We start from the raw sequence: 25,972 nt of genomic DNA, 5'->3' as shown, positions 1-25,972 counted from the left end.
GATGGCCGAACTGACGGGGCGGCATGTGCTGGGGATTGCGGTGGGGGCCTTTGGCGTGATCATCGCGGTGAATCTGGTGATGGCCTGGCAGGCGATTTCCACATTTCCGGGGCTGGAGGTGGCGAATGGTTATGTGGCGAGCCAGAGCTTTGACGCGGACCGCCGCGCACAGGAGGCGCTGGGCTGGCGGGTGGCGCCTGCCTATGACGAGGGTCGCCTGACGCTGGCCGTGACGGATGCCCAAGGGTTGCCGGCGGAGGCGCGGTCCTTCGAGGTGCTGGTGGGTCGGACCACGGAGACCGGGCAGGATGTGCGGCCCGCGCTGGTGCGCGTGGGCGGGGTCTGGAAGGCCGATCTGGCGCTGGCGCGGGGCAAGTGGATGGTGTTGGTGGAGGCCGAGGCACAGGATGGAACGCCGTTCCGCCAGCGGCTGGAACTGTTCATCAGCGATGCAGATCAGGGTTAGTCCATGACGCTGTCTGCCCCTATCCCCGAACATGCGCAGCTGGCGGCCTGCCCGGCCTGCGTGGCGGCCCCGGATGCCGGGGACATCGCCGCCCGCGCCGCCGGGGCGCAGGGCGCGGGGCTGATGCTGTCCTTGCCCGGCGCGCATTGCGCGGCCTGTATCGCGACGGTGGAGCAGGCGCTGGCCGCCGTGCCGGGGGTGCGGTCGGCGCGGGTGAACCTGACGCTGCGGCGGGCATCGGTCGATGCCGCGCCGGAGGTGACCGCCGCGCCGCTGATCACCGCGCTGCAGGCGGTGGGGTATGAGGCGCATGAGCTGGACCCCGGTCTCTTGAGCGCGACCGAGACGGACCGGCAGGGGCGCGACCTGCTGATGCGGCTGGGGGTGGCGGGGTTCAGCATGATGAATGTCATGCTGTTGTCGGTCGCCGTCTGGTCGGGCGCGGGGGAGGCGACGCGGGATCTGTTCCACTGGATTTCCGCCGCCATTGCGCTGCCCACGGTGGTGTTCGCGGGGCAGCCGTTCTTTCGCAGCGCATGGGCGAGTTTGCGGGTGGGGCGGCTGGGGATGGATGTGCCGATCAGCCTGGCGCTGATCCTGGCATCGGGGATTTCGCTGTTCGAGACATGGAACAGCGGCCATCACGCCTATTTCGATGCCGCTGTGATGCTGGCCTTCTTTCTGCTGGCCGGGCGCTATCTGGACCACCGCACGCGGGCGGTGGCGCGGTCGGCGGCTTCGGTTCTGGCTGCGCTGGAGGTGCCGCGCGCGACCGTGCTGCGCGATGGGGCCGAGGTGGTGCTGCCCTTGGCGGAGGTGGTGGCGGGCGATCTGGTGCGCGTGCGCCCGGGCGGGCGGATGCCGGTGGATGGTGTGGTGGTGGAGGGGCAGTCAGAGGTGGACCGGTCGCTGCTGACCGGGGAAAGCCTGCCCATCTTTGCCGGGCCGGGGGCAGTGGTATCCGCAGGGGAGGGGAACCTGACCGGGCCGCTGGTGGTGCGGGTGACGGCGGCGGGGCGGGAGTCCAGCCTGCACCGGATGGCCGATCTGGTGGCGGTCGCGGAAAGCGCGCGCACGCGGTACACCAGCCTCGCCGAGCGGGCGGCGCGGCTTTATTCGCCGCTGGTGCATATCCTGTCGTTCAGCGCCTTTGGCTTCTGGATGTGGAGGACGGGGGGCGATCTTCGATATGCGGTCAATATCTCGGCCGCGGTTCTGATCATCACCTGCCCCTGTGCGCTGGGGTTGGCGGTGCCTGCGGTGGTGACGGCGGCGAGCGGGCGGCTGTTCCGCAAGGGGCTGCTCATCAAGCATGGCACGGCGCTGGAGCGGCTGGCCGAGGTGGATACGGTCGTGTTCGACAAGACCGGGACGCTGACCATGGGCGCGCCGGAGGTGACCAATCTGGGTGATCATCCCCGCGCGGCGGTGGAGGTGGCGGCGGCGCTGGCGGCGGCGTCGTCGCATCCTTTGGCGCAGGCTTTGGTGGCGGGCGCGCGGGCGGCGGGGGTTCATCCCGCGCGGGTGGAGGCGTTGCGCGAGGTTCCCGGCTACGGTGTCGAGGGCGTCTGGAAGGGCCGCCGGGTGCGGCTGGGGCGGGCCGAGTGGTGCGGGGCGGACCCGCGCGCCGTGACGGCGAGCTATCTGTGCACGGGTGAGGGGGCGGCGCGGGCCTTCACCTTTGCCGACAGCCTGCGCCCGGGGGCCGAGGCGGCGGTGGCCAGTTTGCGCGGGCAGGGGTTGCATGTGGTGCTGCTGTCGGGCGATGCGCAGGGTGCGGTGGCGGACATGGCGGCGCGGCTGGGCATTGCGGAATGGAAGGCCGGGGTGCTGCCCGCCGAGAAGGCGGCGGATGTGCAGGCTCGGACGCAGGCGGGGCGGCGGGTGCTGATGGTGGGTGACGGGCTGAACGACACGGCGGCGCTGGCGGCGGCGCATGTGTCGGTGTCGCCGGCCAGCGCGCTGGATGCGGCACGGGTGGCATCGGACATCGTGCTTTTGGGGCAGGATATGGCGCCCATCGGCGATGCGCTGCGGATCAGCCGTCAGGCATCGCGCCGGATCGTGGAGAATTTCGGGATCTCGGCGGCCTATAACGTGATCGCGGTGCCGCTGGCCTTGGTGGGGATGGCGACGCCGCTTGCGGCGGCGGCGGCGATGAGCCTGTCGTCGATCACCGTGTCGCTGAATGCACTGCGGTTGAAGTGAGGGGAGCGCGATGGAAATTCTGGGCCTGTTGATCCCCGTATCGCTGTTTCTGGGGGGGCTTGGGCTGGTGGCGTTCATCTGGACGATGCGGCACCGCCAGTATGACGACCCGGAAGGGGATGCGCAGCGCATCCTGACCAAGGAATGGGATGATCACCCCAAGCCGTGAGGCGGGCGGAACTTGACGCAAGTTCCGCGTCGTTTTCTTACGCAGAAAACGGGCATCCCTGCGGGATGCGCGGCGGCGGCATGAAGCGGGGAAGGCGGGGCCGTTACGGCCCCATCGTGAAGCACTGGATCGCGCGGGCCTGAAAGCGGCGGCAGGCGAGATCGGCCTGATCCTGTGTCAGCCCCACGAAAGTGGCGTCAAACCCGCCGCTGCGCGGCATGACCTTGCGGAGCGACCCGTTCAGCGTGGCGGTTTCCACCAGTTGCAGACGGAGCAGGGCGCGTTCGGCCTCGTAGCTGGAACCGTAGCGGCCGAGGTTCACGCCCCAGTGCCGTTCGCCGGAGGTGGAGACGGAGAGGATCACCTCGGGCTCGGCCGCGGCCGTGGCTTCGGGGGTGGCGACATCGTCGAAGATCGGGGCGTTGCGCGTCTGCGGGCGGGGCGAGACGGCCACGCCTGCGGCAGAGACGACCTGGAAGGGGATGATTTCGGGTTCGGCCTCTGTGGGCGTGGCCTCGGGCAGGGTGGCGGCGGCGAGGGCGTCGGTTTCGGCGTCGGTTCCCGGTTCCGTTCCGGGGCGGGCCTGCGGCGGCACATCGGGCAGGGCGGCGACGGCGGCGGCCAGCGTATCGGCATCGGGCAGGGCATCGGTCGCGGTGGTGCCGGCGGAGGCAAGTTCCACATCATCCACGGCGAGGGTCGCGGCGGGTGCGGCGGCCTGTGCGAGTTCGGCGGCCTGCGATTCGAGGCTGTCTTCTGGGGCCAGCGCGGCAGCGAGCGCGCCTTCGATGCCCGATTGCATGGCATCCACCGCCTCGGCCGTGGCGACGACGGTTTCGGCGGGCGGTTCGGGCGCAGCGGCGCCGGGGCGGGCCAGCGGCCGGGGCGAGGTGGTGACGTTCATCGAGACGCGCACCGTCTTGCCCGCGCCATCGGCGGTTTCCGGCAGATCGGCATCGGCGACCAGCATTTCGTCGCCGCCCTGATAGCTGGGCGGGGCGGGCGGGTTCACCGGCGCGTTGCGCGGGGCCTTGCCGAAGCCCATGTCGAGCAGTTTCATCATGCGGGCGTTGCGGTCGGCGGTGGATTTGCCACCGAAGACGGTGGCGATCAGCCGCTTGCCGCCGCGTTCGGCGGAGGCGGTAAGGTTGAAGCCCGCGGCATTGGTGAAGCCGGTCTTGATGCCGTCGGCGCCTTCATAGGCATCGAGGAAGCGGCGGTTGGTGTTGTTCACCGTGGCCAGCCCCGCATCGGCGGAGCGGCGGGAGAACAGGTTGTAGTATTGCGGGAAGTCATAGAACAGGTGCCGCCCGAGGATCGTCATGTCGCGGGCGGTGGAGAGATGCCCCGAGGCGGTGAGGCCGTGGGCGTTCTTGAAGGTGGTGTTCGACATCCCCAGCGCCTTGGCGGTGCGGGTCATGCGGCGGGCGAAATCGGCCTCGTTGCCCGCGATGGCATCACCGATGGCGGCGGCGGCATCATTGGCGGATTTGATCGCGGCGGCGCGGATCAGGTTGCGCAGCGACACTTTCTGCCCGGCGCGCAGGCCGAGCCGCGAGGGCGGCTGTGCGGCGGCGTGCTTGGAGATGGTCACCATCGTGTCGAGCGAGATATTGCCGCGCTGGATTTCCTCGAACGCGATGTAGAGCGTCATCATCTTGGTGAGAGAGGCGGGGTGCAGGCGCGTGTCGGCGTTTTCGGCATAAAGCACCTCGCCGCTGCGGGCGTCGATCACGATCGCGGCATAGGGGGCGGCGCGCAGCGGTGATGCGGACACAAGCGCCAGAAGGGCCGCGACGAAAACGAATGAAAGCAAACGGGCGTAATGCCCCATGAGCGATGCCACGTCGCTGGTTCCTTGTTCCTGCCTCAGGGTGCCCCGGTTTTTGGTGGGACTTGTCTGCCTTGGTCGCAGACTAGCACAGGGGGGTGGCCCGGAAAACCCCCGTTTTTCAATGACTTTCACCGGAAAGCTGCACTGTGGCAAAGCCGCCCGCGAGACGGGGCGGGGCGCTAGGATTTGTGGGTCAGGACAGCCGGGCTACCAGATCGGGGAGAAGGCCCAGATGATCGAGGGCGGCGAAACGCGGGTGATCCTGTGGCGGATCGGCCTGTTCCAGCGCCCATGTCAGCCCATGCGGCACATAGACGCCGAAGCCGCCGGCTTCGATCACGGGGATGACATCGGATTTGAGCGAGTTGCCCACCATGAGCGCGCGGTCGGGGCCGTCGCCGTGGCGGGAGAAGACTGTGGCATAGACCGGGGCGGTCTTGTTCGACACGATTTCCACCCCGTGGAACAGATCGCCGAGGCCGGATTGGGCGAGCTTGCGTTCTTGATCCAGAAGATCGCCCTTGGTGATGAGCAGGACACGGTGGGTTTCGGCCAGCGTCTGCACGGTCGCGCGGGCATGGGGCAGAAGCTCGATCGGATGTTCCAGCATCTCGCGCCCGGCGGCGATCAGATCGGCGATGACGGCGGCGGGGACGCGGCCTTCGGTCACCTCGATCGCGGTTTCGATCATCGACAGGGTGAAGCCCTTCACGCCAAACCCGTAATGGCCAAGATTGCGGCGTTCGGCGGCGAGCAGGCGGTCATGCAGATGGTCAGGATCGGCGTAATCGGCCAGCAGGGCGGTGAAGCGGTCCTGCGTCAGGCGGAAGAAGGATTCGTTCTGCCAGAGCGTATCGTCGGCATCGAAACCGATGGTGGTGATGCGGGGGCTGGCGGGCATGACGTTGCTTTCTGGGTTGCGCTGCACGGGATCGCGGCACCGTGATGCCGTGGGACGCGGCCGGGCGCAAGCTTTGGGCGCGGGCGGGCGGCAGGCCCCTTTTCGTTGCGCGCGAAAGGATTATATTCTTGCGTCAGGCAACATGCCCGAATCCCCTGCCCCCATCGGAGAGACCGTCCCGTGACTTCGCGCCCGATCACCCTGTCTGGAACCCCCGAGGGTCCGGGGAGCGATTCCGGGCTTCTGACGAAGACGAAGTCCAAGACGCAGCGCCCGCCGCTTTACAAGGTGATGCTGCTGAACGACGACTATACGCCGATGGAGTTTGTGGTCCATGTGCTGGAGCGGTTCTTTGGGCTGAGCCATGCGCAGGCCTTTGACATCATGCTGACGGTTCACAAGAAGGGGCTGGCGGTGGTGGGGGTCTTTTCGTTCGAGGTGGCCGAGACGAAGGTGGCGCAGGTGATGGATTTCGCGCGCCGCCACCAGCACCCGCTGCAATGCACAATGGAGAAGGAGTGATCCGTCCCGCCCGGCAGGGCGATATCTGCACGCAGAAATCGCGGCGGAATTTGACGCAAGTTCCGCATTGAACCGCCCCGAGGGGCGGTTTTTCGTTTCCTGTGACGGTAAACGCTGCGAAATCTGCGTCAGATTTCGCCTTGGGTTCCGGCGGGGCGCTGCCTATGGTGCGCGGCGATTTGCAAGGGGATAAGCGATGCGATCTGCCCGACTGACACAGGCGCTGGAGGCAGGGCTTTTCGTGGTGCCGCCCGAGGGCCGGGTGGCGCTGATCCGGCCCCGGATCGGGGATGATCTGGGGGAACTGCCGAAAGACCGGGTAGAGGTGATCACCGGCTTTCGCCCGGATTTCGACTGGTTCGCCGCGCGCGGTGTGACGGTGCTGCGCGAGGGGGCGGGGCCCTATGCGGCGGCGGTGGTCTGTCTGCCGCGCGCGCGGGCGCAGGGGCGGGCGCTGGTGGCCATGGCGGCGGCGCTGGTGGTGCCGGGCGGGCCTGTGGTGGTGGACGGGCAGAAGACCGACGGTGTGGATGCCATGCTGAAGGAGTTGCGCGGTCGGGCCGCGGTGTCGGAGGCGCTGTCGAAGGCGCATGGCAAGCTGGCGGTCTTTCCCGCCGGGCCGGGGCTTGAGGATTGGCGGCCCGCACCGGCCGAGGTGGAGGGGTTCCGCACCGTGGCGGGGGTCTTTTCGGCCGATGGGGTGGACCGGGGATCGGCCCTGCTGGCCGCCGCGTTGCCGGAAGAGATGAAGGGGCGTGTGGCCGATCTGGGGGCCGGGTGGGGCTATCTGGCGCGGGCGGTGCTGGGCCGGGCGGGCGTGAAGGAATGTCATCTGGTGGAGGCCGAGGCCGATGCGCTGGATTGCGCGCGGGTGAACGTGACCAATGCACGGGCCGCGTTCCACTGGGCCGATGCGACCACGGTGAAGCTGCCCCGCGCGATGGATCATGTGGTGATGAACCCGCCCTTCCATCAGGGACGCGACGCCGACCCGGCGCTTGGCATCGCCTTCATCGGCGCGGCGGCGCGGATGCTGCAGCCGCAGGGCGTGCTGTGGCTGGTCGCGAACCGCCACCTGCCCTATGATCGGGTGCTGACGACCCTGTTCCGCGAGGTGCAGGATATTGGCGGGGATACGGGGTTTCGGGTTATACGGGCGTCGCATCCGATCCGGGTGCGCTAGACAGGACGATCCATGAGTTTTTCCATTTCCGGCAAAACGGCCATCATCACCGGGGCGGCCAACGGGATCGGGCTGGCGATCGCGCGGCATTTCGTCGACAAGGGGGCGAATGTCATGTTCGCCGACATGGATGAGGCGCGGCTGGAGGACGAGGTGGGCGAAGAGGCCCGGTCCGAAGGGCCGGTGCGGATGTTTGCGGGCGATCTGCGGCAGAAGCTGACCATGGCGAACCTTCTGTCGGCCACGGTTGATGCCTTTGAACGGATCGACATTCTGGTGAACGCAAGCCGCCAATGCGGCGTGTCCGATGCGCTGGACCCAGAACGCGATCTGGTGGAGGAATTGCTGGAGCAGAACCTGCTGACCAGCCTGCGCCTGTGCCAGATGACCGCCAAGCGGATGATCCAAAAGGCCGAGAAAGCAGAGGCCGAAGGGATGATCGGGTCGATCGTGAACCTGTCCTCGCTGGCGGCGGTGCGGACGCAGCCGCAGCTTCTGGGCTATTCGATCAGTTCGGCGGCGGTGGAGCAGATGACGCGGTCGTTGGCGGTGGCCTTGGCGCCACGCGGCATCCGGGTGAACGCCGTATCCTTCGGTTCGGTGATGAGCGCGTCGTTGCAGGGCGCGCTGCGCGAGAATTCGGACTGGCGGGACCGGATCGAGCGCGGCACGCCGCTGGGCCGGATCGCCAGCGCCGACGAGGTGGCGGAGGCGGTGCATTTCCTCGCCTCGGACGCGTCGGGGTTCATGACCGGGCAGGTACTGACGCTGGATGGCGGGCGGGGCCTTCTGGATGTGGTCGCCGCCCCGAGTTTCTGACGCAGGCCTGCGTTATTCCGGGTATTGCGCCTTGCACTGGGCGATGACGGGTTCGGCCGCGCGCGCCAGTTCGTCGCGCCGCTGCAGCAGGCTTTCGAGCTTGGCCCGTTCGGCGTTCAGGTCGATGGCCTTGGGCCGGGTGCGGGTTTGCGGTTCATCTTCAAAGCAGTAGCGCGCCACGGGCGTGGGATTGGCCGGATCGCCTGAGGGGGCGTAATCGCAGATCTGCCAGACCGGGACATAGACGGTGTATTCCTCGATCGCGTAGCCACGGGCGAGGTTGGCCTGCGTTTCGTCGACCAGACCCTGCATCGTCCGCAGGTCGCGGGTGTTGCGGTTGATGCACTGTTCCTGCGGCGTGCCGCAGGCAGTGAGCAGCAGGAGGGCGGGAATGACGAGGCGGCGCATGGGCGGTATCCTTTGATCGGGCGCAGTTTACGACCTTTGCCTTCCGCTGCAAATGCCGTGTTGTTGAGCGGCCTTCCCAAATGCTAGGCATGCCGGTGTAAACCTGGAGAGACAGCGATGACTGACCTGTACGATGCCCGCAAAGCCCGTGCTGCCGCGTGGTTCCGCGACTTGCGCGACCAGATCGTGGCGGCCTTCGAGGGGCTGGAGGATCGCTTTGGGACGGGGACGCCGGGCCGGTTCAAGGTGACGCCCACCACCCGCGCCGATGGCGGCGGCGGGCTGATGAGCGTGATGCGCGGAGGGCGCGTCTTCGAGAAGGTTGGGGTGAATGTGTCCGAGGTGCATGGCACGCTGGGCGAGCGGGCGCAGAAGGCGATGGCGGCGCGGGGCGTGCCGGGCATGGACCGGGACCCGCGCTTCTGGGCGAGCGGGATTTCGCTGGTGGCGCATATGGTGAACCCCCATGCGCCTGCGGTGCACATGAACACGCGGATGTTCTGGACACCGCATGCCTGGTGGTTCGGCGGCGGGTCGGACCTGAACCCGGCGATCGAATACGCGGAGGATACGGCGCATTTCCACGGCCAGATGCGGGCGGCCTGCGATCTGCATGACGCAGCTTATTATCCGCGGTTCAAGGCTTGGGCGGATGAGTATTTCTTCGTGCCGCATCGCGGGCGGGCGCGGGGTGTGGGCGGCATCTTCTATGATGACCTGAACAGCGGCGGCGCGGCGGGCGACAGTTGGGAGGCGGATTTCGCCTTCACGCAAGAGGTGGGGCGGCATTTCCTGCCCGCTTTCGTGCCGGTGACGGAGCAGCGGGTGAACACGCCCTGGACCGAGGCCGACCGCGAGGCGCAACTGGTGCATCGCGGGCTTTATGCGGAATACAACCTTGTCTATGACCGCGGCACCAAGTTCGGGCTGGAGACGGGGCATGACGCCAATGCCGTGCTGATGAGCCTGCCGCCGATCGCCAAGTGGACTTGATCCTGTCCGCCCTGTAAGAGGCGCCGCAGCGGGACGAAGGGGCGGGCGATGGCGGATATCGAGATCAGGGCGCGGGCTTTCTGGACGGACGTGGAGGGCGACAGCCTTGCCGTGGGCTTTGCCGCGAGCGAGGATCCGGAGGATGGCTATGTCGTCTTCGAAGGGCGTCCGGGCGACCGGAAGGGGCTGTATCTGGAGGTGAGCGACGAGATTTTCGCCGCGAAGGATGCGGTGGAGGCGGTGACTTTCACCGAGGCGGGCTTTGTCGTGGCGATCCGGCCCGCCATGATGGCGAAACTGGGGATGGTGGGTGAGGTCGCAGTCTTTGTGGATGCGGGCGATGCCGACGGCCACGCAGCGCTGGCTGTCCTGAGGCAGGTTCTAGGGCCGACGGCCGCTTGAATTTACATTTGTTTACATATGCTTGTTTGTGACTGCGATGCAACGACAGGCATCCGATTCCGTGCCGTGCCGGATCAGCGACTTGGCAGGCTGGCGATCATTTTGATACCCTTTAGCAATAACAAAAATCCTGAGGCATAGGGCATCATGAAAAAGCACATCATCACCGCCGCATTCGCGGCGACCCTTTTTTGCAGCGTGGCGTCGGCGCAGGAGTTCAAGGGGGACATCACCCTTGGCTATTCTGCGTTCTGGGATGAAATGTCGGTCAATCGTATCTCGGGCGAGGGCGCGTTCGAGTTTGGCCTGTCGGATCGGGCGTCTGTTCAGCTGGACCTTGGGCTGTTCGGGTTCGGGGCAAGCAATGCGGAAGGCACCAACCTTGTTCTGCATGGGATCTATGATGTGAACCCGCAGGGATCGGCGGGGGCTTTTCTGGGCGTGGACGATGTGGATGGGTCGAGCGTCAACTTCTACGGGGTTGAATACGGGCAGAGCTTCGGCACGGGCGGGGTGGAGGTCTATCTGGCACGCGGGAAAGAGGCCGGCGTGACGGGCACCGTGATCGGGGTCGAGGGCAAGTTCGCGCTGTCAGAGCAGTTCGGGCTTGGGGTAAAGCTGGACAATGCGGATTTCGACGGGGCGGTCGATGTTACGCGTCTGGGCGTGAAGGGGATCTACGCGCTGGGGCAGGGGTCTTCGGTCTTTGCGGAAGTGGGATCGGTGCGGGCAGATGCCTTTGGTCTGACGGGGAGTGAGGCCTTTGTGGGCGTCGGCCTGTCGATCGAGATGGGGGGCGAGGAGGCCACCTTCGGGCGGCGTGGCCTGCTGAGCCTGATCCCGGGGCTTTGACGCCTAGCCCTGCTGGATCAGCAGCGCGGCGACCCCGGCAAGGATGACCGCCATCCCGAGGTATTGTCTCGGGGTGGTGGTCTGTTTGAAATGCAGGCGGGCGACAAGCTGGGCCATCGGCACCTCGATCAGGGCCAGCGTGCGGACATTCGCGGCAGAGGTCAGGGAAAACCCCGTGAACCAGCAGGCGGAGGCGAAGGCGCCGAGGAAGCCTGCGGCGAGCGAGCTGCGCCAGACGCGGAAGGACCCCACCAGCGCGGCGCGGTTGAAGAGCGCCAGCCAGATCAGCAGCGTGGCGGTCTGGATCGCGAGCGCGAGGCCAAGCGTGGTCAGCGCGCGGGTGAGAAAGCTGCCATCCGGCAGGGCGGTAATGCCACCGCGAAAGCCGATCGCGGCCAGTCCGTAGCCCATGCCCGAGAGCAGGCCAAGGGCTGCGGCGCGGGTCTGGAACAGGTTGCGTAGCGGGCCGGGCCTGATCGACAGGATCAGGACGCCCAGCGTCGCGATGGCGATGGCGGCGAGGATGCCGGGGGTGAGGTGGTCGCCCAGCAGCAAGATCCCAAGAAGCGCCACGAGGACGGGTTCTGTCTTCAGCCATGCCGTTGCGACCCCGAAGGATTGATCCTTCATCAAGAGAAGCATGAGGGCGGTGCCCGCGATCTGGCCCCAGGCGCCGAGCGCCGTCCAGCCCAGCGTGGCCGGGCCGGGGATGGGGATGGGTGATCCGGTCCAAGTGGTTTGAATCACGAGGAAAAGAACCGCAAAGGGCAGGCCGAAGAGAAAGCGCACCTGCGTGGCCCCGGCGGTGCCGAGCGCCGCCGTCAGCCCCGCCTGCGTGGCATTGCGCCCGGTCTGGGCGATGGCGCCCATCAGCGCGGCCCAGACCCAGAGCGGCAGCGTCATGGATCAGGCCCCGCGGACCGTGTCGATCATCAGTTGCACATGGGCCGGTTCGGCATCCGGTGTAATGCCGTGGCCGAGGTTGAAGATATGCGGCCCCTTGCGGAAGGCGTTGACCACGCGGCGGGTCTCCGCCACCAGCGCCTCGCCCCCCGTGACCATGTGTTCGGGCGCAAGGTTGCCCTGCACGCAGCCGCCCGGCTGGACATGTTCGGCCGCCCATTCCGGCGTCACCGAATTGTCGATCGCCACGCAATCGGCCCCGGTCTTGGCGGCGAAGCCGATATAGCCATCGCCCGCTTCGCGCGGGAAGGCGATGATGGGCAGGCCGGGGTGGCGGTCTTTCATCGCGGCGATGATGCGCGCGGCGGGTTTGACGGCGAAGTCGTTGAAATCCTTGCCTTTGAGCGAGCCTGCCCATGAATCGAAGAGTTTCACCACCTCGGCCCCGGCATTCACCTGGGCGGAGAGGTATTCCACCGTCGCCTCGGTGATGCGGTCGATCAGCGCCTCGAACGTGGCGCGGTCGGTATCTTTCAGGGCATGGGCGGCAGCCTGATCCTTGGACCCGCGCCCGCCGATCATGTAGGTGGCGACGGTCCAGGGCGCGCCGGCAAAGCCGATGAGGGTGGTCTCGCGCGGGAGTTCGCGCGACAGGATGCGGACGGTTTCATAGACGGGCGACAGCGTGTCATGGATCGCGTCGGTGGGTTTGAGCGCGCGGACCTGATCCATCGTGGTGGTGGTTTCCATCCGCGGGCCTTCGCCCGTTTCGAACCAGAGTTTGGGGCCGAGTGCCTGTGGGAGCAGCAGGATGTCGGCAAAGAGGATGGCGGCGTCAAAGCCGTAGCGGCGGATCGGTTGCAGGGTAACTTCGGCCGCAAGATCAGGGGTATAGCAGAGCGACAGGAAATCCCCCGCCTGCGCGCGGGTGGCGCGGTATTCGGGCAGGTAGCGGCCCGCCTGGCGCATCATCCAGATCGGTGGCGTGGGCAGGGTTTCCCCTGCGAGGGCGCGCAGGATCGTCTTGGTGGGTGCGGTCATGGGCGGGCTTTCAGGCTGGTCTCGCCATTCGTGCGGTCGGCGAGGGATTGCAGGGAGGCCATCGCATAGCGCCACGCGCCGAAGTGCCAGAGGACCGAGATCAGGATGACCAGCAGCGCCGCGAGGATGCCGTGCATCCACCATGTGACGGCGGCCACGGGCAGCGTTGTCGTGGCCGACACGATGAAGGCCACGAGGATGGTCAGGCCGTTCGCGCCGTTGATCCCGCCAAGGATCGCGCTGCGCTCCATCCGAAACGCAAGGAAGATGAGCGCGGCAGAGGCGAGGAGGGCGAGGGACAGGAACAGCGTCATGGCGTTATGGGTCGGCTGGCGGGGGCCGCTTGTCAAGAGTTGTCAGGTAAAGATGACAGTTGTATGCCTTGGGGCATGACGCATCCGCTCCCCTCCCCCGCCCAGCCGTTGAAGATCGGAACCCGTGGTTCGCCCCTTGCGCTGTGGCAGGCGCATGAGGTGCGGCGCTGTCTGGGGGTGGCCTTTGGCCTGCCGGATGAGGCGTTCGAGATCGTGGTGATCAAGGTGACGGGCGACCAGATCCTGGACAAGCCGCTGAAGGAGATCGGCGGCAAGGGGCTGTTCACACGCGAGATCGAGGAGGCGTTGATCGAAGGCGCCATAGATATAGCGGTCCATTCGATGAAGGACATGCCGACGGTGCAGCCGGAGGGGTTGGTGCTGGACTGCTATCTGCCGCGCGAGGATGTGCGGGACGGGTTCGTGTCGCCCGGCGTGGCGTCGCTGGCGGACCTGCCGCAGGGGGCGGTGGTGGGGTCTTCGTCGCTGCGGCGGCGGGCGCAACTGGCGCTGCGGCGGCCCGATCTGCGGCTGGTGGAGTTCCGGGGCAATGTGCAGACGCGGATGCGCAAGCTGGAGGAAGGGGTGGCGGTGGCCACGTTCCTTGCCATGGCGGGGCTGAACCGGCTGGGCATGGCGCATGTGGCGCGGGCGGCGATTGCGCCGGAAGAGATGCTGCCTGCGGTGGCGCAAGGCGCGATCGGCGTGGAAAGACGCGTTTCCGATCAACGGGTTGAGTGGATGCTTTCGGCGATCCATGACCGGGATACGGGGGTGCGGCTGGCCGCCGAGCGCGGGATGCTGGCACGGCTGGACGGGTCTTGCGAGACGCCGATTGCGGGGCTTGCCGTGATCGAAGAGGACGTGCTTTGGCTGCGCGGCGAGATCCTGCGGCCGGATGGCAGCGAGTCGATCACGGGCGCGCGGCGTGGGGGCCTGTCAGATGCGGCGGCCATGGGGCGCGATCTGGCGGAGGAGTTGCTGGGCCGGGCGCCTGCGGGGTTCTTCAGCTGGCGCTAAGTGTAAGCGGGCGCTGGATTAATCGGCGGCGGGCGGCGTTTTCGGGCGTGCAGGAACGCGTGCAGACGGGCGTGCAGACGCGCGGTGGGTTTTCGGCGCGTTAACCATGACACGGCGGGTGAGTCGCGAAGTTCTCTGCACTTCTCAGGGAAGCCGGGCGCGCATCGCGCGTTTGCCTTGTACGTCGTGCGGTGGATATAGACCACCTAGCCTTTATTCAGGTGCGAGCAGTTGTATTCTGGGTGGATAACCGAGAGAGCAAGGTTGATGGTATTGCGAATGCGAAGTGTGAAGCCAAAAGCGATGAAGGCCCGCAGCAATAGGTATGCGCGATCAATCTATGGGCGTGATCTGAAAGATACTGGCCGAGATGGCATGCTCGTCGCTGCGCGGTTTTTAGGTGGATCGCCTGAATTAGGGTGGTTCAAAAAACGAGGTTTCTTACTCTGGAAGAAATTTAAGCTTCATTCTTTACTTTCGCATTAGCCAAGATGCCAAACGATCGCCGAAGAATATGACTAGAAGAACGACAGAAACGCTCAAGAAGCCATGAGCGCTTTGGAAAGGCTCGAACGACGGATCGAGGAAAGCTATTCCAAAAACAATTGCGGCCAGTGTAATCTTGCTTTTTAGATTTTTTGACATTACGCCAACCCTCTTTGCCATCGCGATTGAACCGACAGAAAACATGGTGACAGTCCGTCCGTGCTGCACGGCTTAGATCATCGACTCCGCGATGGCGACACTGATCGCCTTTGGATCACCTTGAAGAATCCCTGTGACGTGATTTCTTCAGTCTATCAAATCTTCTGGGCGAAAACTTAAACGTTGGGGCGAAGAGACGCGCCTATTACTGTCCTATACTGCCGGGATTTGAACGCGCTGCAAGCGCGTTTCCTGTTGGCGTTCACAGGCGCGGGCGGTCGATCCATAGGAGCACGCCTGCCCCGGTCAGGGCCACGCCGGCACCCATCAGCGCGGTCAGAGCATAGCCGCCGCCGATCAGCGCGCCCGTCGCGAAGGCGGCGGCGGCCAGGAGCTCTGCCGCCAGCCGTTGGAGCGCGATCATGGCGCCTGCGGCGCCGGGGCGGCCGTCGAGCAGGTCTTGGTAATAGGCGATGGGCAGGGTGAGGATCGCCGTGCCGCCGAGGCCTGCGAGGAGTGTCAGCCCCCAGAGCCATGCGGTATCGGTCAGCACCGGCATCAGGGCGAGGTGCGTGACATAGAGCACGGTTCCCGCCGCCAGCAGGGTGGCGCGGCGGAAGCGGTGGGTGATGCGGGGCAGGAGGAGCATGAAGGGCACCTCCCACCCCGCGACGAGGCCTATGTAGAGCGCGGCATCGCCGGCATCGCGGATAGGGGAAGCGTCGAACACCAGCGCGGTGAGGATCATGTAGAGGTTGCCGGCTGAGGCGATGGCGCCGAGGAGCAGGAGCCGGATCAGGATGCGGGGTTCCGCAATCTCGGCCAGCGCGCGGCGGAAGTTCAGTCCGGAGGGGCGATCAGCCCATGTCGTCTGGCCGTCGCGGGGCCAGCGCAGGTGCAAGAGCGTGGTCAGCGCGACGGCGGCCAGCGTGGCCGAAAGGTAGACGGCCATGACGTCGAGCCCCCAGCCGAAGGCGAAGGTCCAGAACACCAGCATGGTGAGGAAGCTGAGCGAGAGGGCTGAGCGCAGGGTGCCGAGGATGGCGTCGCGGGCGGTGCCGTCATCGCTGCGGGCGAGGCGGGCGAGGGCAAAGAGCTGGCCGTAGAGCGAGGTGGCGACGGGGAAGAGAAGCCCGTGGCAGAGGGCGAAGGTTAGGGGTGAGGGGGCGATGAGCATCAGCCCCACGCCCGCCGCGCCCGATGTGGCCGTGAGCAATGCGATGCGGCGGCGGTTGGCGCGTTGATCGGACAGGATGCCGAGCAGGACCGAAGCGGTGACCGAGGTGGCGGAGGCCAGCGTCAGGATCAGCGCGAAGGCGGGTTCGCTGAGGCCGATGCGTTCGATGCCCACCAGCGACTGGTAGGGATAGACTGAGGCATTGAGCGCCCCGAGAAGGAGCAGCGCCCAGGCGATGAGCCGGAGCGTGGGGTCGCGCAGGACGGAGAGGCTGGTCATTCTGTGGGGTCTTTGGCCGGGTCTTCGGGGGCTGTGTTCTTGGGGGGGATGACCTTGCCGGGGTTCATCAGGTTGGCCGGGTCGATGGCCTGTTTGAGGGTTCGCATCAGGTCGAGCGCGACGGGGTCTTTGCGGCGGGCCATGGAGTTGAGCTTGGACAGGCCCACGCCATGTTCGGCGGAGAAGGAGCCGCCGAGATCCTGGACGATATCTTCGATCGCGTGGATGACGCGGTCATAGAGCGCCTTGGACGGATCGCCGGGATAGACGGAGAAATGCAGGTTGCCATCGCCCAGATGGGCGACGGTGACGGTTTCCGCGCCGGGGGCGATCTGCGCGAGGCGCGGGCCGATGCGGGTGAGGAAGGATTCAACCTTGTCGAGCGGGAGGGCGATGTCGCTGTCGATCATCGGCTTCACGGCGGCGCCGATTTCGGCCGCCGCCTCGCGCCGCGCCCACATGGCGGCGCGCTGGGTGGTGGAGCGGGCGATCTGCGCGTCGAGGATGAGGCCTTCGTCCATCAGTTGGGCGAGGGTGTCCTCCAGTAGGTCGGTCAGCGGGAGGGTGCCTTGGGCGGTTTCCGCCGTCAGCGCGGGGGCGGTGGCGGCGATTTCCACGAGCAGGGTGCAGGCGCGATGGGCGGGGAAGGGGATGCCGAGATCGGGGCGGACCCGTTCCAGCCGGGCCATGTAATCGGCGGGCATGTATTCGAAGGCCTCCACCAGGCCGCCCGTTGCCGCCTGCAGGCGGTTGAGGAGTTCGAGCGCGTCGGGGAGGGAGCGCGCGGCGAGGGTGGCGGTGGCATGGGCGCGGGGGGCGGGGACGAGTTTCATCACAGCGGCGGTGATGATGCCGAGCGTGCCTTCGGCGCCGATGAAAAGGTTTTTCAGATCGTAGCCGGAATTGTCCTTGTGCAGTTCGGACATCAGGTTGAGGACGCGGCCATCGGGCAGCACCACCTCGAGCCCCAGGCAAAGCGCGCGGGTGGAGCCGTAGCGCAGGACGTTGGAGCCGCCCGCGTTGGTGGACAGCACGCCCCCGACCATGGCCGAGCCGCGCGCGCCGAACCAGAGGGGGAAGTAGAGGCCGTGGTCTGCGGCGGCGTCGTGGAGGTGGGACAGGATGACGCCCGCCTCGACGATGGCGAGGCGGGAAGCGGGGCGAACCTCGCGGATGCGGTTGAGCCGTTCGGTGGAGAGGAGGAGGCCGCCTTCGGTATAGGTCGCGCCGGTGAGGCCCGTGTTGCCGGAGATGGGGATGACGGGGATGTTGTGGTCTGCGGCCAGTTTGACGGTGGCGGCGACTTCCGCCGTGCTGCCGGGGCGGGCCACGGCGAGGGGTGTGCCTTGGTAGCCGCCCATCCAGTCGCGGGCGTAGCGGGCCATGTCGGGGCCGGTGAGAACGTGGGGTTGCCCGAGCAGGGGAATGAGGTCTTGGATCAGGGACATGGCGCGCTCCGGTCGTCGGGCGCTGTTGTCGGGCGGGCGGGGGCGGGTTGCAAGGGGGGTTCTTTCAGGCCCCGGCGGGGCGCTTCGGGGCGGGCGTGGCAAAGTGGGTATTTGGGCCAAGATGAAGGGGCAGGTCAGGGAAGGACAAAATGGCGTGGCGGTTGGGTCAGGGAGCGGGGCCTTGGGTGATGCGCAGGGCGAGCCAAGCGATGCCGGTGAAGAGGCCAAGCGTGAGGCCTGCTGCGCCGAGGCGCTGGCCGATGCGGTTCAGGCGGGATTTTCCGATGACTTGCAGGAGGGCGTGGATGAGTTCGCCCTGAAGGCGGGAGCGTTCGGCGAAGGGCAGGACGAGTGTCTTCCAGAAGGCGCGCTGGCGGACGAGCGGGATGATCATCGAGAGGAAGATCAGGGCTACACCCGACCAGCACAGAAGGAAGGTCAGGGTAGCGGCGGCTTCGATCACGCTCTGGGCGTTGGGCATTGCCTAATCGCTTGTCGCCCCCGCCAGTTCGAGAAGCGCGGGGCCGAGGTTTTCCACCACGCGGGCGACGCCGTCCTTGTTGGGGTGGATGCCGTCGGCCTGCATCCATTGCGCGATCTGGCCGGGGTCGGTGGCCTGTGGGTCGATCAGGCGGAAGAAGGGGGCGGTGATCTGCGCGCCGTAGGTGGTGGCGATGTCGGTGTAGAGCGAGTCGAAGGCGGATTTGTAATCGGGGCCGAAATTGCCCGGCGCCTCCATCGGGACGATGAGGACCTTCAGGCCACGGTCGGTGGCGGATTTCACGATGGCGTCGATGTTCCTTGCGGTCTCGGCCGGCGGCAGGCCGCGGAGGAGGTCGTTGCCGCCCAGCGTGACGATCAGCGCGTCGGTTTCCGGGGTGAGGGACCAGTCGAGGCGGGAGAGGCCGCCCGCCGAGGTGTCGCCCGAGACGCCTGCGTTGATCACCGTGGCGGTGGAGCCCTGCGCCGCAAGCCATGCGTTCAGTTGCGGGACGAGGCCATCGCCTTCGGGCAGGCCGTAGCCTGCGGTGAGGCTGTCGCCCAAGGCCACGATGGTGGGTTCGGCCAATGCGGTGGCGGGAAGCGCGAGGCCTAGCGCCAATGTGATGTTGCGGAACATGTGGGCCGCGCCATATGTGGCATTGGACAGGTGGAAGGCGATTTTCATGACGGATCAGGGTCTCGGTTCAGTGGGCGGGGCGGTTTTGGCGCTGAAGGACGTGCGGTTGACCTTGGCGGGAAATGCGGGGCCGGTCGATATCCTCAAGGGCATATCACTGGAAGTTCATGCGGGCGAGACGGTTGGCCTGATCGGGCCGTCGGGATCGGGGAAGTCATCGCTTTTGATGGTGATGGGGGGGCTGGAGCGGGCCACGGGGGGCGAGGTGCGCGCGCTTGGCCAGGACCTGACGGCGATGGATGAGGATGGGTTGGCGCGGTTCCGGCGCGGGAAGATGGGGGTGGTGTTCCAGTCCTTCCATCTGATGCCCACGATGACGGCGCTGGAGAATGTGGCGGTGCCCCTTGAGTTGATGGGGGTGCCGGATGCCTTTGCCCGGGCGGAGGCGGAGCTGGCGGCGGTGGGGCTGGGCAAGCGGATGGGGCATTATCCGAGCCAGATGTCGGGCGGCGAGCAGCAGCGTGTGGCGCTGGCGCGGGCCGCCGCGCCGCGCCCGGCGATCCTGCTGGCAGATGAGCCGACGGGGAACCTGGATGGTGTGAACGGGCAGGCGATCATGGACCTGCTGTTTGGCTTGCGCGACCGGCATGGGGCGACGCTGGTTCTGGTGACCCATGCGCCGGAACTGGCGGCGCGCTGCGACCGGGTGGTGCGGCTGGCCGATGGGCGGGTGGCGGCGCCGGAGGTGGCGGCGTGACCCCCGGCATGACCTTGGCCTGGACGATTGCCCGGCGCGAATTGCGCGGGGGGGTGAAGGGGTTTCGGGTCTTTCTCGCCTGTCTGGCGCTGGGCGTGGCGGCGATTGCCGCCGTAGGGCTGGTGCGCGCGTCGATCCAGCAGGGGTTGAGCGATCAGGGCGCGGTGCTGCTGGGTGGCGATGCGCAGATGGAGTTCACCTATCGCTTCGCGTCCGAAGAGGAGCGGGCGTGGATGGAAGGCATTGCCACCGATGTGTCGGAGATCGTGGATTTCCGGTCGATGGTGGTGGTGGGCGAGGAGACGGCGCTGACGCAGGTGAAGGGCGTGGATGATGCCTATCCGCTGCTGGGCGCGGTGGAACTGGAAGCCGGGACATTACCTGAGGCGCTGGCCGTGGAGGGTGGCCGCGCGGGCCTTGTGATGGACAAGGTTCTGGTGGATCGGCTGGGGCTGTCCCTTGGCGATCCGGTGCGGATGGGCGTCGGCGAATTCCGGCTGGGTGGTGTGCTGCTGCGCGAACCCGACAGCGCGAATGGCGGCTTTTCGCTGGGGCCGCGCACCATCGTGCGGACGGCCGATCTGGCGGGGTCGGGGTTGTTGGAACCCGGATCGCTGTTCGAGACGGAATACCGGCTGGTGCTGCCCGCGGGCACGGATCTTGCCGAGATGGAGCGGCGGGCGGAGGCTGAATTTGCCGATGCCGGGATGCGCTGGCAGGACAGCCGCCGCGCCGCGCCGGGGGTGGAGCGGTTCGTGGATCGGATCGGATCGTTCCTGATCCTTGTGGGGATCGCGGGCCTTGCCGTGGGTGGCGTCGGCGTGCAGGCGGCGGTGCGGGCCTATCTGGAGGGCAAGGTGGCGACCATCGCCACGCTGAAAACCCTTGGGGCCGAGGGGCGGCTGATCTTTCGCATCTACCTTTTGCAGATCGGGGTTCTGGCGGGGCTGGGGGTTGGCATCGGGCTGGTGCTGGGCGCGGCGGTGCCTGTTCTGTTTGGCGGCGTGATCGAGGCATCGCTGCCTTTTCCGGCGGAGGTGGGGGTTTATCCCATGCCGTTGCTGGAGGCTGCGTTCTACGGCGTGGTGACGGCGTTTCTGTTCACGCTGTGGCCGCTGGCGCGCACGGAAGGCGTGCGGGCGGCGGCGCTGTATCGCGGGGCGGGGCGTGCGGGCGTGCCTGCGGCGCGGCATCTCTGGGCGATTGTCGGGCTGGCCGTGCTGCTGGTGGGCGGCGCGGTGTGGTTCTCTGGCACATGGGAATTGACGCTGGGATCGGCGGGCGGCGTGATCGGGGCGCTGATCGTGCTGGCCTTGGCGGCGGTGGGGTTGCGGTGGCTGGCGCGGGGCGCGGCGCGGGCGGGGCTGGCGCGTGGGCGGGTGGCGTTGCGGCTGGCGCTGGCGAGCATCGGCGGGCCGCGGGATGAGGCGGGGGCGGTGATCCTGTCGCTTGGCCTCGGCCTCAGCGTGCTGGCGGCGGTGGGGCAGATTGATGCCAATCTGCGGGCGGCGATTGAAACCGACCTGCCGGAGCGGGCGCCGAGCTATTTCTTTGTGGATATCCAGCCGGACCAGATCGAAGGGTTCCTTGCCCGGGTCGAGGGGGATGCAGCGGTGAGCAAGGTGGAAAGCGCGCCCATGCTGCGCGGCGTGCTGACCGAGATCAACGGGCGGCCCGCGCGCGAGGTGGCGGGCGAGCATTGGGTGGTGCGGGGCGACCGGGGGATCACCTATTCCGCTGCGCCGCAGGAGAATGCGCAGGTGGTGGCGGGGGAATGGTGGCCTGCCGATTACACCGGGCCGGCGCAGGTGTCATTCGCTGCCGAAGAGGCAGAGGAAATCGGGCTGAAGCTGGGGGATGCGCTGGTGGTGAATGTGCTGGGGCGGGATATCCCGGCGACGATCACCAGTTTCCGGCAGGTGGATTTTTCCAGCGCGGGGATGGGGTTTGTCATGACGATGAACCCTGCCGCATTGCAAGGCGCGCCGCATACCTTCATCGCCACGGTCTATGCCGAAGAGGCGGCGGAGGCGGCGATCCTGCGGGATGTGTCGCAGGCCTATCCCAATGTGACGGCGATCCGCATCCGCGAGGCGATTGACCGGGTGACGGAGGCGCTGGAGGCCATTGCCACGGCCACGGCCTGGGCGGCGGCGGCGACGCTGGTGACCGGGTTCGTCGTGCTGATCGGGGCGGCGGCGGCGGGGGAACGCGCGCGGGTCTATGAGGCGGCGGTGATGAAAACGCTGGGCGCGACGCGGGGGCGGATCCTTGCCAGTTTCGCGCTGCGATCGGCGCTGACGGGGGCGGCAGCGGGGGCGGTGGCCATCGTGGCGGGCGGTTTGGCGGGCTGGGCGGTGATGGTGTTTGTGATGGAGGGAGAGTATTTCTTTGAGCCCGTGTCGGCGCTGGCGATCGTGGCGGGGGGCGTCTTTGCGACCATGGCGGCGGGGCTTCTGTTCGCGCTTCGGCCACTGGCGGCGCGACCCGCGCAGGTGCTGCGTGCGCAGGAATGAGCGGGTAGGATGGGCAGGACTGCCCATCCTACGGGGCGTTTCGCGGGTGTCACGCGATTGCCCCACGAGCGACGCTGCGCTTGTGGAATATTCAGGTTGAAAGCGCGGTAAAATGGAATAGAAGTTCCGAGGCAGGGACTCAGCCTTCCATGGGGGGATCATGCCGGATCACGCGCGGACGGTGGCCGTCATCACTGGGGGTGGGCAGGGGCTGGGCCTTGCCATTGCCGAGCGGCTGGTGGCCGAGGGGTGCCGAAAGCTGATCATTTCGGGGCGGACTGTCACGAAGGGTGAGGCAGCGGCGGAAGGATTGCGCGCGCGGGGCGCGGATGTGCGGTTCCTGCCGGCGGACATGTCGGATGCGGGCGAGGCGGCGGAACTGGTGGAGCGGGCGCTGATGCGTTTTGGCCCCGTCAACGCATTGGTGAATGCGGCGGCCTCGACCGCGCGGGGGTCGATCCTTGATACCACGCCGGAAGGGTGGGACGCGTTGATGGATACCAACGCCAAGGGGCCGTTCTTTGCGCTGCAGCGGTTCGCGCAGGCGGCGATCGCGGCGGGCCATCCGGCGGCAGCGGTGAACATCGTGACGATGAGCAGCCATTGCGGGCAGTCTTTCCTTGCGGGCTATGCGGCCAGCAAGGCGGCGCTGGCCAATATCACCAAGAACAGTGCCCATGCGCTGCGGGCCCATCGCATCCGGGTGAACGGGGTGAATGTGGGCTGGATGGACACGCCGGGCGAGGATGCCATCCAGCGCGGGTTCCATGGCGCGGGCGAGGGCTGGCTGGCCGAGGCAGAGGCGAAGCAGCCTTTCGGGATGCTGGTGAAGCCTGTGCATGTCGCGGGGCTTGTGTCCTATCTTCTGTCCGAGGATGCGGGCGTGATGACGGGCGCGATGGTGGATTTCGATCAGAATGTGAACGGGGCCTATGGGGAGTGATCCCCCGGTCCGGATGGCAACGCCCCGGAGCGGGCAGAGGAGCGGGAAGATGGCAGTCAGGTTTGCGGTGCTGGGCGCGGGGCGCATCGGCAAGGTGCATGCGAAGGCGGTGACGGGCGACGCGCAGGCGCGGCTGGTGGCGGTGGCGGATGCCATGGCGCCGGCGGCGCAGGCTTTGGCAGAGCAATATGGCTGCGAGGTGCGGACGATCGAGGCGATCGAGGCGGCGGCAGATGTGGATGCGGTGGTGATCTGCACGCCGACCGACACCCATGCCGATCTGATCGAGCGCTTCGTGAAGGCGGGCAAGGCCGTGTTCTGCGAAAAGCCCATCGACCTGTCGCTTGCGCGGGTGAAGGCCTGTCTGGAGGTGGTCCGCGCCCATAAGGGCACGCTGATGGTGGGGTTCAACCGCCGTTTCGACCCGCATTTCCGCGCCGTGCGGGCGGAGATCGACAAGGGCACCGTGGGCGAGGTGGAGATGGTGGTGATCACCAGCCGCGATCCCGGCGCGCCGCCGGTGGATTACATCAAGCGGTCGGGCGGGATCTTCCGCGACATGACGATCCATGATTTCGACATGGCGCGGTTCCTGTTGGGCGAAGAGATCACCGAGGTTGTCGCCACGGCGGCGGTGCTGGTCGATCCGGCGATTGGCACGGCGGGTGATTTCGATTCCGTGCAGGTGTTGTTGAAAACCGCGTCGGGCAAGCAGGCGATGATTTCGAATTCCCGCCGCGCGACCTATGGCTATGACCAGCGGATCGAGGTGCATGGATCGAAGGGCGCGGTGTCGGCGGAAAACCAGCGGCCTGTGTCCATCGAGGTGGCAACGGGGGCGGGCTACACGCGGCCGCCGCTGCATGATTTCTTCATGACCCGCTACACCGAGGCCTATGCGGCCGAGATCGCCACTTTTGTGGCGGCGATGGCGGGCAAAGGGAAGGCGGAACCGACGGGCGAGGACGGGCTGATCGCGCTGGCGCTGGCCGATGCGGCGGTGAAGTCGGTGGCCGAGGGGCGCGTGGTGAAGATGAGCGAGATCCTCTGAAGCGCTCAGAGCGTTGGGAAGGCCGCGCAGCGAGGGCTGCGCGGCCTTTTTCTTATGGCGCGGCAGATTGCGGCGAGGCTGGGAGGCGCGAGCCAGCAGAGCGCCGACGGGGCGGCGCGTGTTGCGGATGGGTGTTAGGGCCGAGGTTGCGATGTCTTGGGTGAGGGGGCGTTGAGATTAGCGTCCCGGGAGGGTGGCGTGGTTTCGGGGGGGTGGGGTGGAAGAGGGGTGTTTGGGCCAAGGTGAGGAGGCGGTGTCTCGGGTAAGGGGGGGTTAAGGTCAACGTCCGGGGTGGGGGGATGGCGGGCGGCGTGGTTTCGGGGTGAGGTGGGGTGAAAGGTGGGTATTTGAGCCAAGGTGAGGCGGCGGGTTTTTGGGTGGGGGGCGCTGTCTCGGGAGAATGGGGCGTTAAGGTTAACGTTTGGGGATCAGAGCTGGAGGGGTGGAGTGTTTTCGGGGGGGGTGGAAAAGGGGTGCTTGGGTCAAGGTGAAGGGGCGGGGTTTTGAGTGGGAGGCGGTGTCTCGGGTGAGGGGGCGTTAAGGTTAACGTCCGGGGCAGGGGGCTGGAGGGGGGTGGTTTCGGTGTGGGGTCGGGTGGACGATAGGTATTTGGGCCAAGGTGAGCGGGCGGGGTTTTGGGGTAGTGGACGATGTCTCTGGTTGGGGGCGTTAAGGTTAATGTCCGGGGATGAGAGCTAAGGGTGGTGTGGTTTTTTTGGGCGGTGGAGGATGGGTGTTTGGGTCAAGGTGAGGGCGCGGGGTTCTTTGGGGGGGGGCGGTGTCTAGGGTGAGGGGGCGTTAAGGTTAACGTCTAGGAATGGCGGCTGGAGGGGTGTGTGGTTTTTGGGTGGGGTCGGGTGGAAGATGGGTATTTGGGCCAAGGTGAGCAGGCGGGGTTTTGCGGTAGTGGGCGATGTCTCTGGTTGGGGGCGTTAAGGTTAACGTCCGGGGATGAGAGCTTAGGGGTGGTGTGGTTTTTTTGGGTGGTGGAGGATGGGTGTTTGGGCCGAGGTGAGGGGGCGGGGTTTTGGGGTTGAGGACGGTGTCCCGGGTTGAGGTAGTTTGCGGTTTGCGCTGTGGGTGGGCCGGGGGTGGGGGTGTTGGGGCCGAGGATGTTGGGGCGGGGGGTGTTGGCGGGCCCGTGTCGCCGCCTCATGTTCCCGCGGGGATGGGTGAGATTGCGGGGTGCGCGGGGTTTGTGCTGCGCGGCGAAGCGGGCAGTTCGCTGCGGTTCATGCTGCGCAGCAATTGTTGTTTTGCAGGGGGTTAGTTGGTCAGGAGGCTGTAGGTCGCTGCGGTTTCGCTGCGGTTTGTGACGGTCACGGTGAAGGTTGCGTTCTCGGCCGGGGTGAAGGTGCAGAGCGCGCGGTCGGACGGGCCTGTGTCGAGGCAGAGGGGCGTCTCCTCGGCGGTGGTGATGGTCAGGTCGAGATTGGCCTTGCCGTCGCCGAGCAGGCCCACTTCGGCCGGGGCGGCGGAGAAGAAGGGCAGTGCATAGGCATGGCTTTCGCCGGCCCCGATGCCGCGTGAGGACCGCATCACGGTGAGGGTGGGGGTGCGGGGGGCCTCGGCCTCGGTCCGGGCGATGAGATCGGTCGCGAGGTCGTCTTCCTGTGCCAGCGCGCGGGCGGCGGTGAACATGAAGTCCGCCATCGGATAGGTGGGCGGGACGGCATCGCCGGGCGGATCGGGCTGGCGGTCGGTATCGGTGGCGGCAACGCCTGCCATGAGGCGCGCGGCGGCGAGGGTGGCGAGCGGGTCCTTGCGCGACAGGCCCAGATCGAAGAGCGCCTGCGCGGCGAGGAGTTGCGAGACGGCGCCCGCGTCGCGGGGCGGCTGCGGGCCGCTGTCCTGAGCGGCGAGGGGCGTGGCGAGGAGGGCGGCGCAGAGGGCAGCGGCGGGCAGGGCAGCGGCGGGCAGGGTGGGGGAGGGCAGGCGCATGGGAGGGGGGATTCGCTTTGTGAGGTGGTGGCGGAGCATGGCACCGGGGGACAGGCGGGG

The 25,972-nt window shown here is 67.1% G+C and carries 25 protein-coding genes; 14 read left to right on the top strand and 11 right to left on the bottom strand.

Features of this window, described 5'->3' with window-relative positions; all coding sequences use genetic code 11:
* Position 1 precedes the first annotated feature (1 nt).
* Genes GU920_RS05145 through ccoS form a run of 3 tightly spaced genes read left to right on the top strand, consistent with a single transcriptional unit; the run spans position 2 to position 2,843 of the window.
* Positions 2 to 466, top strand: a complete 465-nt coding sequence (locus GU920_RS05145) for a FixH family protein (protein WP_161765869.1) — start codon at positions 2 to 4, stop codon at positions 464 to 466.
* Between the two features lie 3 nt (positions 467 to 469).
* The gene (locus GU920_RS05140) at positions 470 to 2,674 is read left to right on the top strand and encodes a heavy metal translocating P-type ATPase (protein ID WP_161765868.1); all 2,205 of its coding nucleotides are present in this window, start codon (positions 470 to 472) and stop codon (positions 2,672 to 2,674) included.
* A 10-nt stretch (positions 2,675 to 2,684) separates the two neighbouring features.
* Complete coding sequence (gene ccoS, locus GU920_RS05135; protein WP_161765867.1) at positions 2,685 to 2,843, top strand: cbb3-type cytochrome oxidase assembly protein CcoS; 159 nt, start codon at positions 2,685 to 2,687, stop codon at positions 2,841 to 2,843.
* A gap of 103 nt (positions 2,844 to 2,946) precedes the next feature.
* Here the strand turns inward: ccoS and GU920_RS05130 are convergent, their stop codons facing one another.
* Both GU920_RS05130 and GU920_RS05125 read right to left on the bottom strand, forming a co-directional pair.
* Positions 2,947 to 4,689, bottom strand: coding sequence for a D-alanyl-D-alanine carboxypeptidase family protein (locus GU920_RS05130; protein ID WP_328799233.1), 1,743 nt, complete (start codon positions 4,687 to 4,689; stop codon positions 2,947 to 2,949).
* Positions 4,690 to 4,870: 181 nt separating this feature from the next.
* On the bottom strand, positions 4,871 to 5,578 hold the full coding sequence (locus tag GU920_RS05125) for an HAD family hydrolase (protein ID WP_161765866.1): 708 nt from the start codon (positions 5,576 to 5,578) through the stop codon (positions 4,871 to 4,873).
* A 180-nt stretch (positions 5,579 to 5,758) separates the two neighbouring features.
* On the opposite strand from GU920_RS05125, the gene clpS reads away from it, so the two are divergent.
* The 3 genes from clpS to GU920_RS05110 all read left to right on the top strand — a co-directional run bounded on the left by clpS (position 5,759) and on the right by GU920_RS05110 (position 8,102).
* Positions 5,759 to 6,100 (top strand): ATP-dependent Clp protease adapter ClpS, encoded by a 342-nt coding sequence (gene clpS, locus GU920_RS05120; protein ID WP_161765865.1) that lies wholly within the window; start codon positions 5,759 to 5,761, stop codon positions 6,098 to 6,100.
* Between the two features lie 196 nt (positions 6,101 to 6,296).
* Complete coding sequence (locus GU920_RS05115; protein ID WP_161765864.1) at positions 6,297 to 7,283, top strand: class I SAM-dependent methyltransferase; 987 nt, start codon at positions 6,297 to 6,299, stop codon at positions 7,281 to 7,283.
* 12 nt (positions 7,284 to 7,295) lie between these two features.
* A complete protein-coding gene (locus GU920_RS05110; RefSeq protein ID WP_161765863.1) occupies positions 7,296 to 8,102 on the top strand; it encodes an SDR family NAD(P)-dependent oxidoreductase in 807 nt (268 codons plus the stop codon).
* Positions 8,103 to 8,114: 12 nt separating this feature from the next.
* Here the strand turns inward: GU920_RS05110 and GU920_RS05105 are convergent, their stop codons facing one another.
* Positions 8,115 to 8,510 (bottom strand): hypothetical protein, encoded by a 396-nt coding sequence (locus GU920_RS05105; RefSeq protein WP_161765862.1) that lies wholly within the window; start codon positions 8,508 to 8,510, stop codon positions 8,115 to 8,117.
* A 117-nt stretch (positions 8,511 to 8,627) separates the two neighbouring features.
* Between GU920_RS05105 and hemF the strand changes: the two genes are divergently transcribed.
* From hemF to GU920_RS05090, 3 genes are all read left to right on the top strand, one after another.
* On the top strand, positions 8,628 to 9,503 hold the full coding sequence (gene hemF / locus GU920_RS05100; protein WP_161765861.1) for an oxygen-dependent coproporphyrinogen oxidase: 876 nt from the start codon (positions 8,628 to 8,630) through the stop codon (positions 9,501 to 9,503).
* Positions 9,504 to 9,551: 48 nt separating this feature from the next.
* On the top strand, positions 9,552 to 9,905 hold the full coding sequence (locus GU920_RS05095) for a hypothetical protein (protein WP_161765860.1): 354 nt from the start codon (positions 9,552 to 9,554) through the stop codon (positions 9,903 to 9,905).
* 147 nt (positions 9,906 to 10,052) lie between these two features.
* Positions 10,053 to 10,757, top strand: a complete 705-nt coding sequence (locus GU920_RS05090; RefSeq protein ID WP_161765859.1) for a hypothetical protein — start codon at positions 10,053 to 10,055, stop codon at positions 10,755 to 10,757.
* A 3-nt stretch (positions 10,758 to 10,760) separates the two neighbouring features.
* Here the strand turns inward: GU920_RS05090 and GU920_RS05085 are convergent, their stop codons facing one another.
* The 3 genes from GU920_RS05085 to GU920_RS05075 are packed head-to-tail and all read right to left on the bottom strand — an operon-like array spanning position 10,761 to position 13,015.
* Positions 10,761 to 11,660, bottom strand: a complete 900-nt coding sequence (locus GU920_RS05085) for a DMT family transporter (protein ID WP_161765858.1) — start codon at positions 11,658 to 11,660, stop codon at positions 10,761 to 10,763.
* A 3-nt stretch (positions 11,661 to 11,663) separates the two neighbouring features.
* Complete coding sequence (hemE, locus tag GU920_RS05080) at positions 11,664 to 12,701, bottom strand: uroporphyrinogen decarboxylase (RefSeq protein ID WP_161765857.1); 1,038 nt, start codon at positions 12,699 to 12,701, stop codon at positions 11,664 to 11,666.
* Positions 12,698 to 13,015 (bottom strand): hypothetical protein, encoded by a 318-nt coding sequence (locus tag GU920_RS05075; protein WP_161765856.1) that lies wholly within the window; start codon positions 13,013 to 13,015, stop codon positions 12,698 to 12,700. Before GU920_RS05075 ends, hemE begins: the two co-directional genes overlap by 4 nt.
* A 75-nt stretch (positions 13,016 to 13,090) precedes the next feature.
* Between GU920_RS05075 and hemC the strand changes: the two genes are divergently transcribed.
* A complete protein-coding gene (gene hemC / locus GU920_RS05070) occupies positions 13,091 to 14,035 on the top strand; it encodes a hydroxymethylbilane synthase (RefSeq protein ID WP_161765855.1) in 945 nt (314 codons plus the stop codon).
* Between the two features lie 907 nt (positions 14,036 to 14,942).
* Here hemC and GU920_RS05065 read toward each other — a convergent pair.
* The 4 genes from GU920_RS05065 to GU920_RS05050 form a co-directional block, all read right to left on the bottom strand.
* Positions 14,943 to 16,136 (bottom strand): hypothetical protein, encoded by a 1,194-nt coding sequence (locus GU920_RS05065; protein ID WP_161765854.1) that lies wholly within the window; start codon positions 16,134 to 16,136, stop codon positions 14,943 to 14,945.
* Positions 16,133 to 17,584, bottom strand: coding sequence for an FAD-binding oxidoreductase (locus GU920_RS05060; RefSeq protein ID WP_161765853.1), 1,452 nt, complete (start codon positions 17,582 to 17,584; stop codon positions 16,133 to 16,135). Before GU920_RS05060 ends, GU920_RS05065 begins: the two co-directional genes overlap by 4 nt.
* A 166-nt stretch (positions 17,585 to 17,750) precedes the next feature.
* Positions 17,751 to 18,065 carry a hypothetical protein gene (locus GU920_RS05055; protein ID WP_161765852.1) on the bottom strand — a complete coding sequence of 105 codons (315 nt, stop codon included), beginning with the start codon at positions 18,063 to 18,065 and terminating at the stop codon, positions 17,751 to 17,753.
* A gap of 3 nt (positions 18,066 to 18,068) precedes the next feature.
* Positions 18,069 to 18,752 carry an arylesterase gene (locus tag GU920_RS05050; RefSeq protein WP_235933066.1) on the bottom strand — a complete coding sequence of 228 codons (684 nt, stop codon included), beginning with the start codon at positions 18,750 to 18,752 and terminating at the stop codon, positions 18,069 to 18,071.
* On the opposite strand from GU920_RS05050, the gene GU920_RS05045 reads away from it, so the two are divergent.
* The 4 genes from GU920_RS05045 to iolG all read left to right on the top strand — a co-directional run bounded on the left by GU920_RS05045 (position 18,751) and on the right by iolG (position 23,971).
* Positions 18,751 to 19,461: an ABC transporter ATP-binding protein gene (locus GU920_RS05045; RefSeq protein WP_201743969.1), complete on the top strand. Its 711-nt coding sequence runs from the start codon at positions 18,751 to 18,753 to the stop codon at positions 19,459 to 19,461. The genes GU920_RS05050 and GU920_RS05045 overlap by 2 nt on opposite strands.
* Before the next feature lie 8 nt (positions 19,462 to 19,469).
* Positions 19,470 to 21,977: an ABC transporter permease gene (locus GU920_RS05040; RefSeq protein WP_161766529.1), complete on the top strand. Its 2,508-nt coding sequence runs from the start codon at positions 19,470 to 19,472 to the stop codon at positions 21,975 to 21,977.
* Positions 21,978 to 22,137: 160 nt separating this feature from the next.
* The gene (locus tag GU920_RS05035; RefSeq protein WP_161765851.1) at positions 22,138 to 22,920 is read left to right on the top strand and encodes an SDR family oxidoreductase; all 783 of its coding nucleotides are present in this window, start codon (positions 22,138 to 22,140) and stop codon (positions 22,918 to 22,920) included.
* Positions 22,921 to 22,969: 49 nt separating this feature from the next.
* Positions 22,970 to 23,971, top strand: a complete 1,002-nt coding sequence (iolG, locus tag GU920_RS05030; RefSeq protein WP_161765850.1) for an inositol 2-dehydrogenase — start codon at positions 22,970 to 22,972, stop codon at positions 23,969 to 23,971.
* A gap of 1,266 nt (positions 23,972 to 25,237) precedes the next feature.
* On the opposite strand, the gene GU920_RS05025 is transcribed toward iolG, so the two are convergent.
* Complete coding sequence (locus GU920_RS05025) at positions 25,238 to 25,912, bottom strand: hypothetical protein (protein ID WP_161765849.1); 675 nt, start codon at positions 25,910 to 25,912, stop codon at positions 25,238 to 25,240.
* Positions 25,913 to 25,972 lie beyond the last annotated feature (60 nt).

This window comes from Paragemmobacter ruber (assembly GCF_009908315.1).
Taxonomy (GTDB): domain Bacteria; phylum Pseudomonadota; class Alphaproteobacteria; order Rhodobacterales; family Rhodobacteraceae; genus Paragemmobacter; species Paragemmobacter ruber.
The sequence above is the reverse complement of the archived record's forward strand: the minus strand, read 5'-3'. Positions and strand labels throughout refer to the sequence as shown.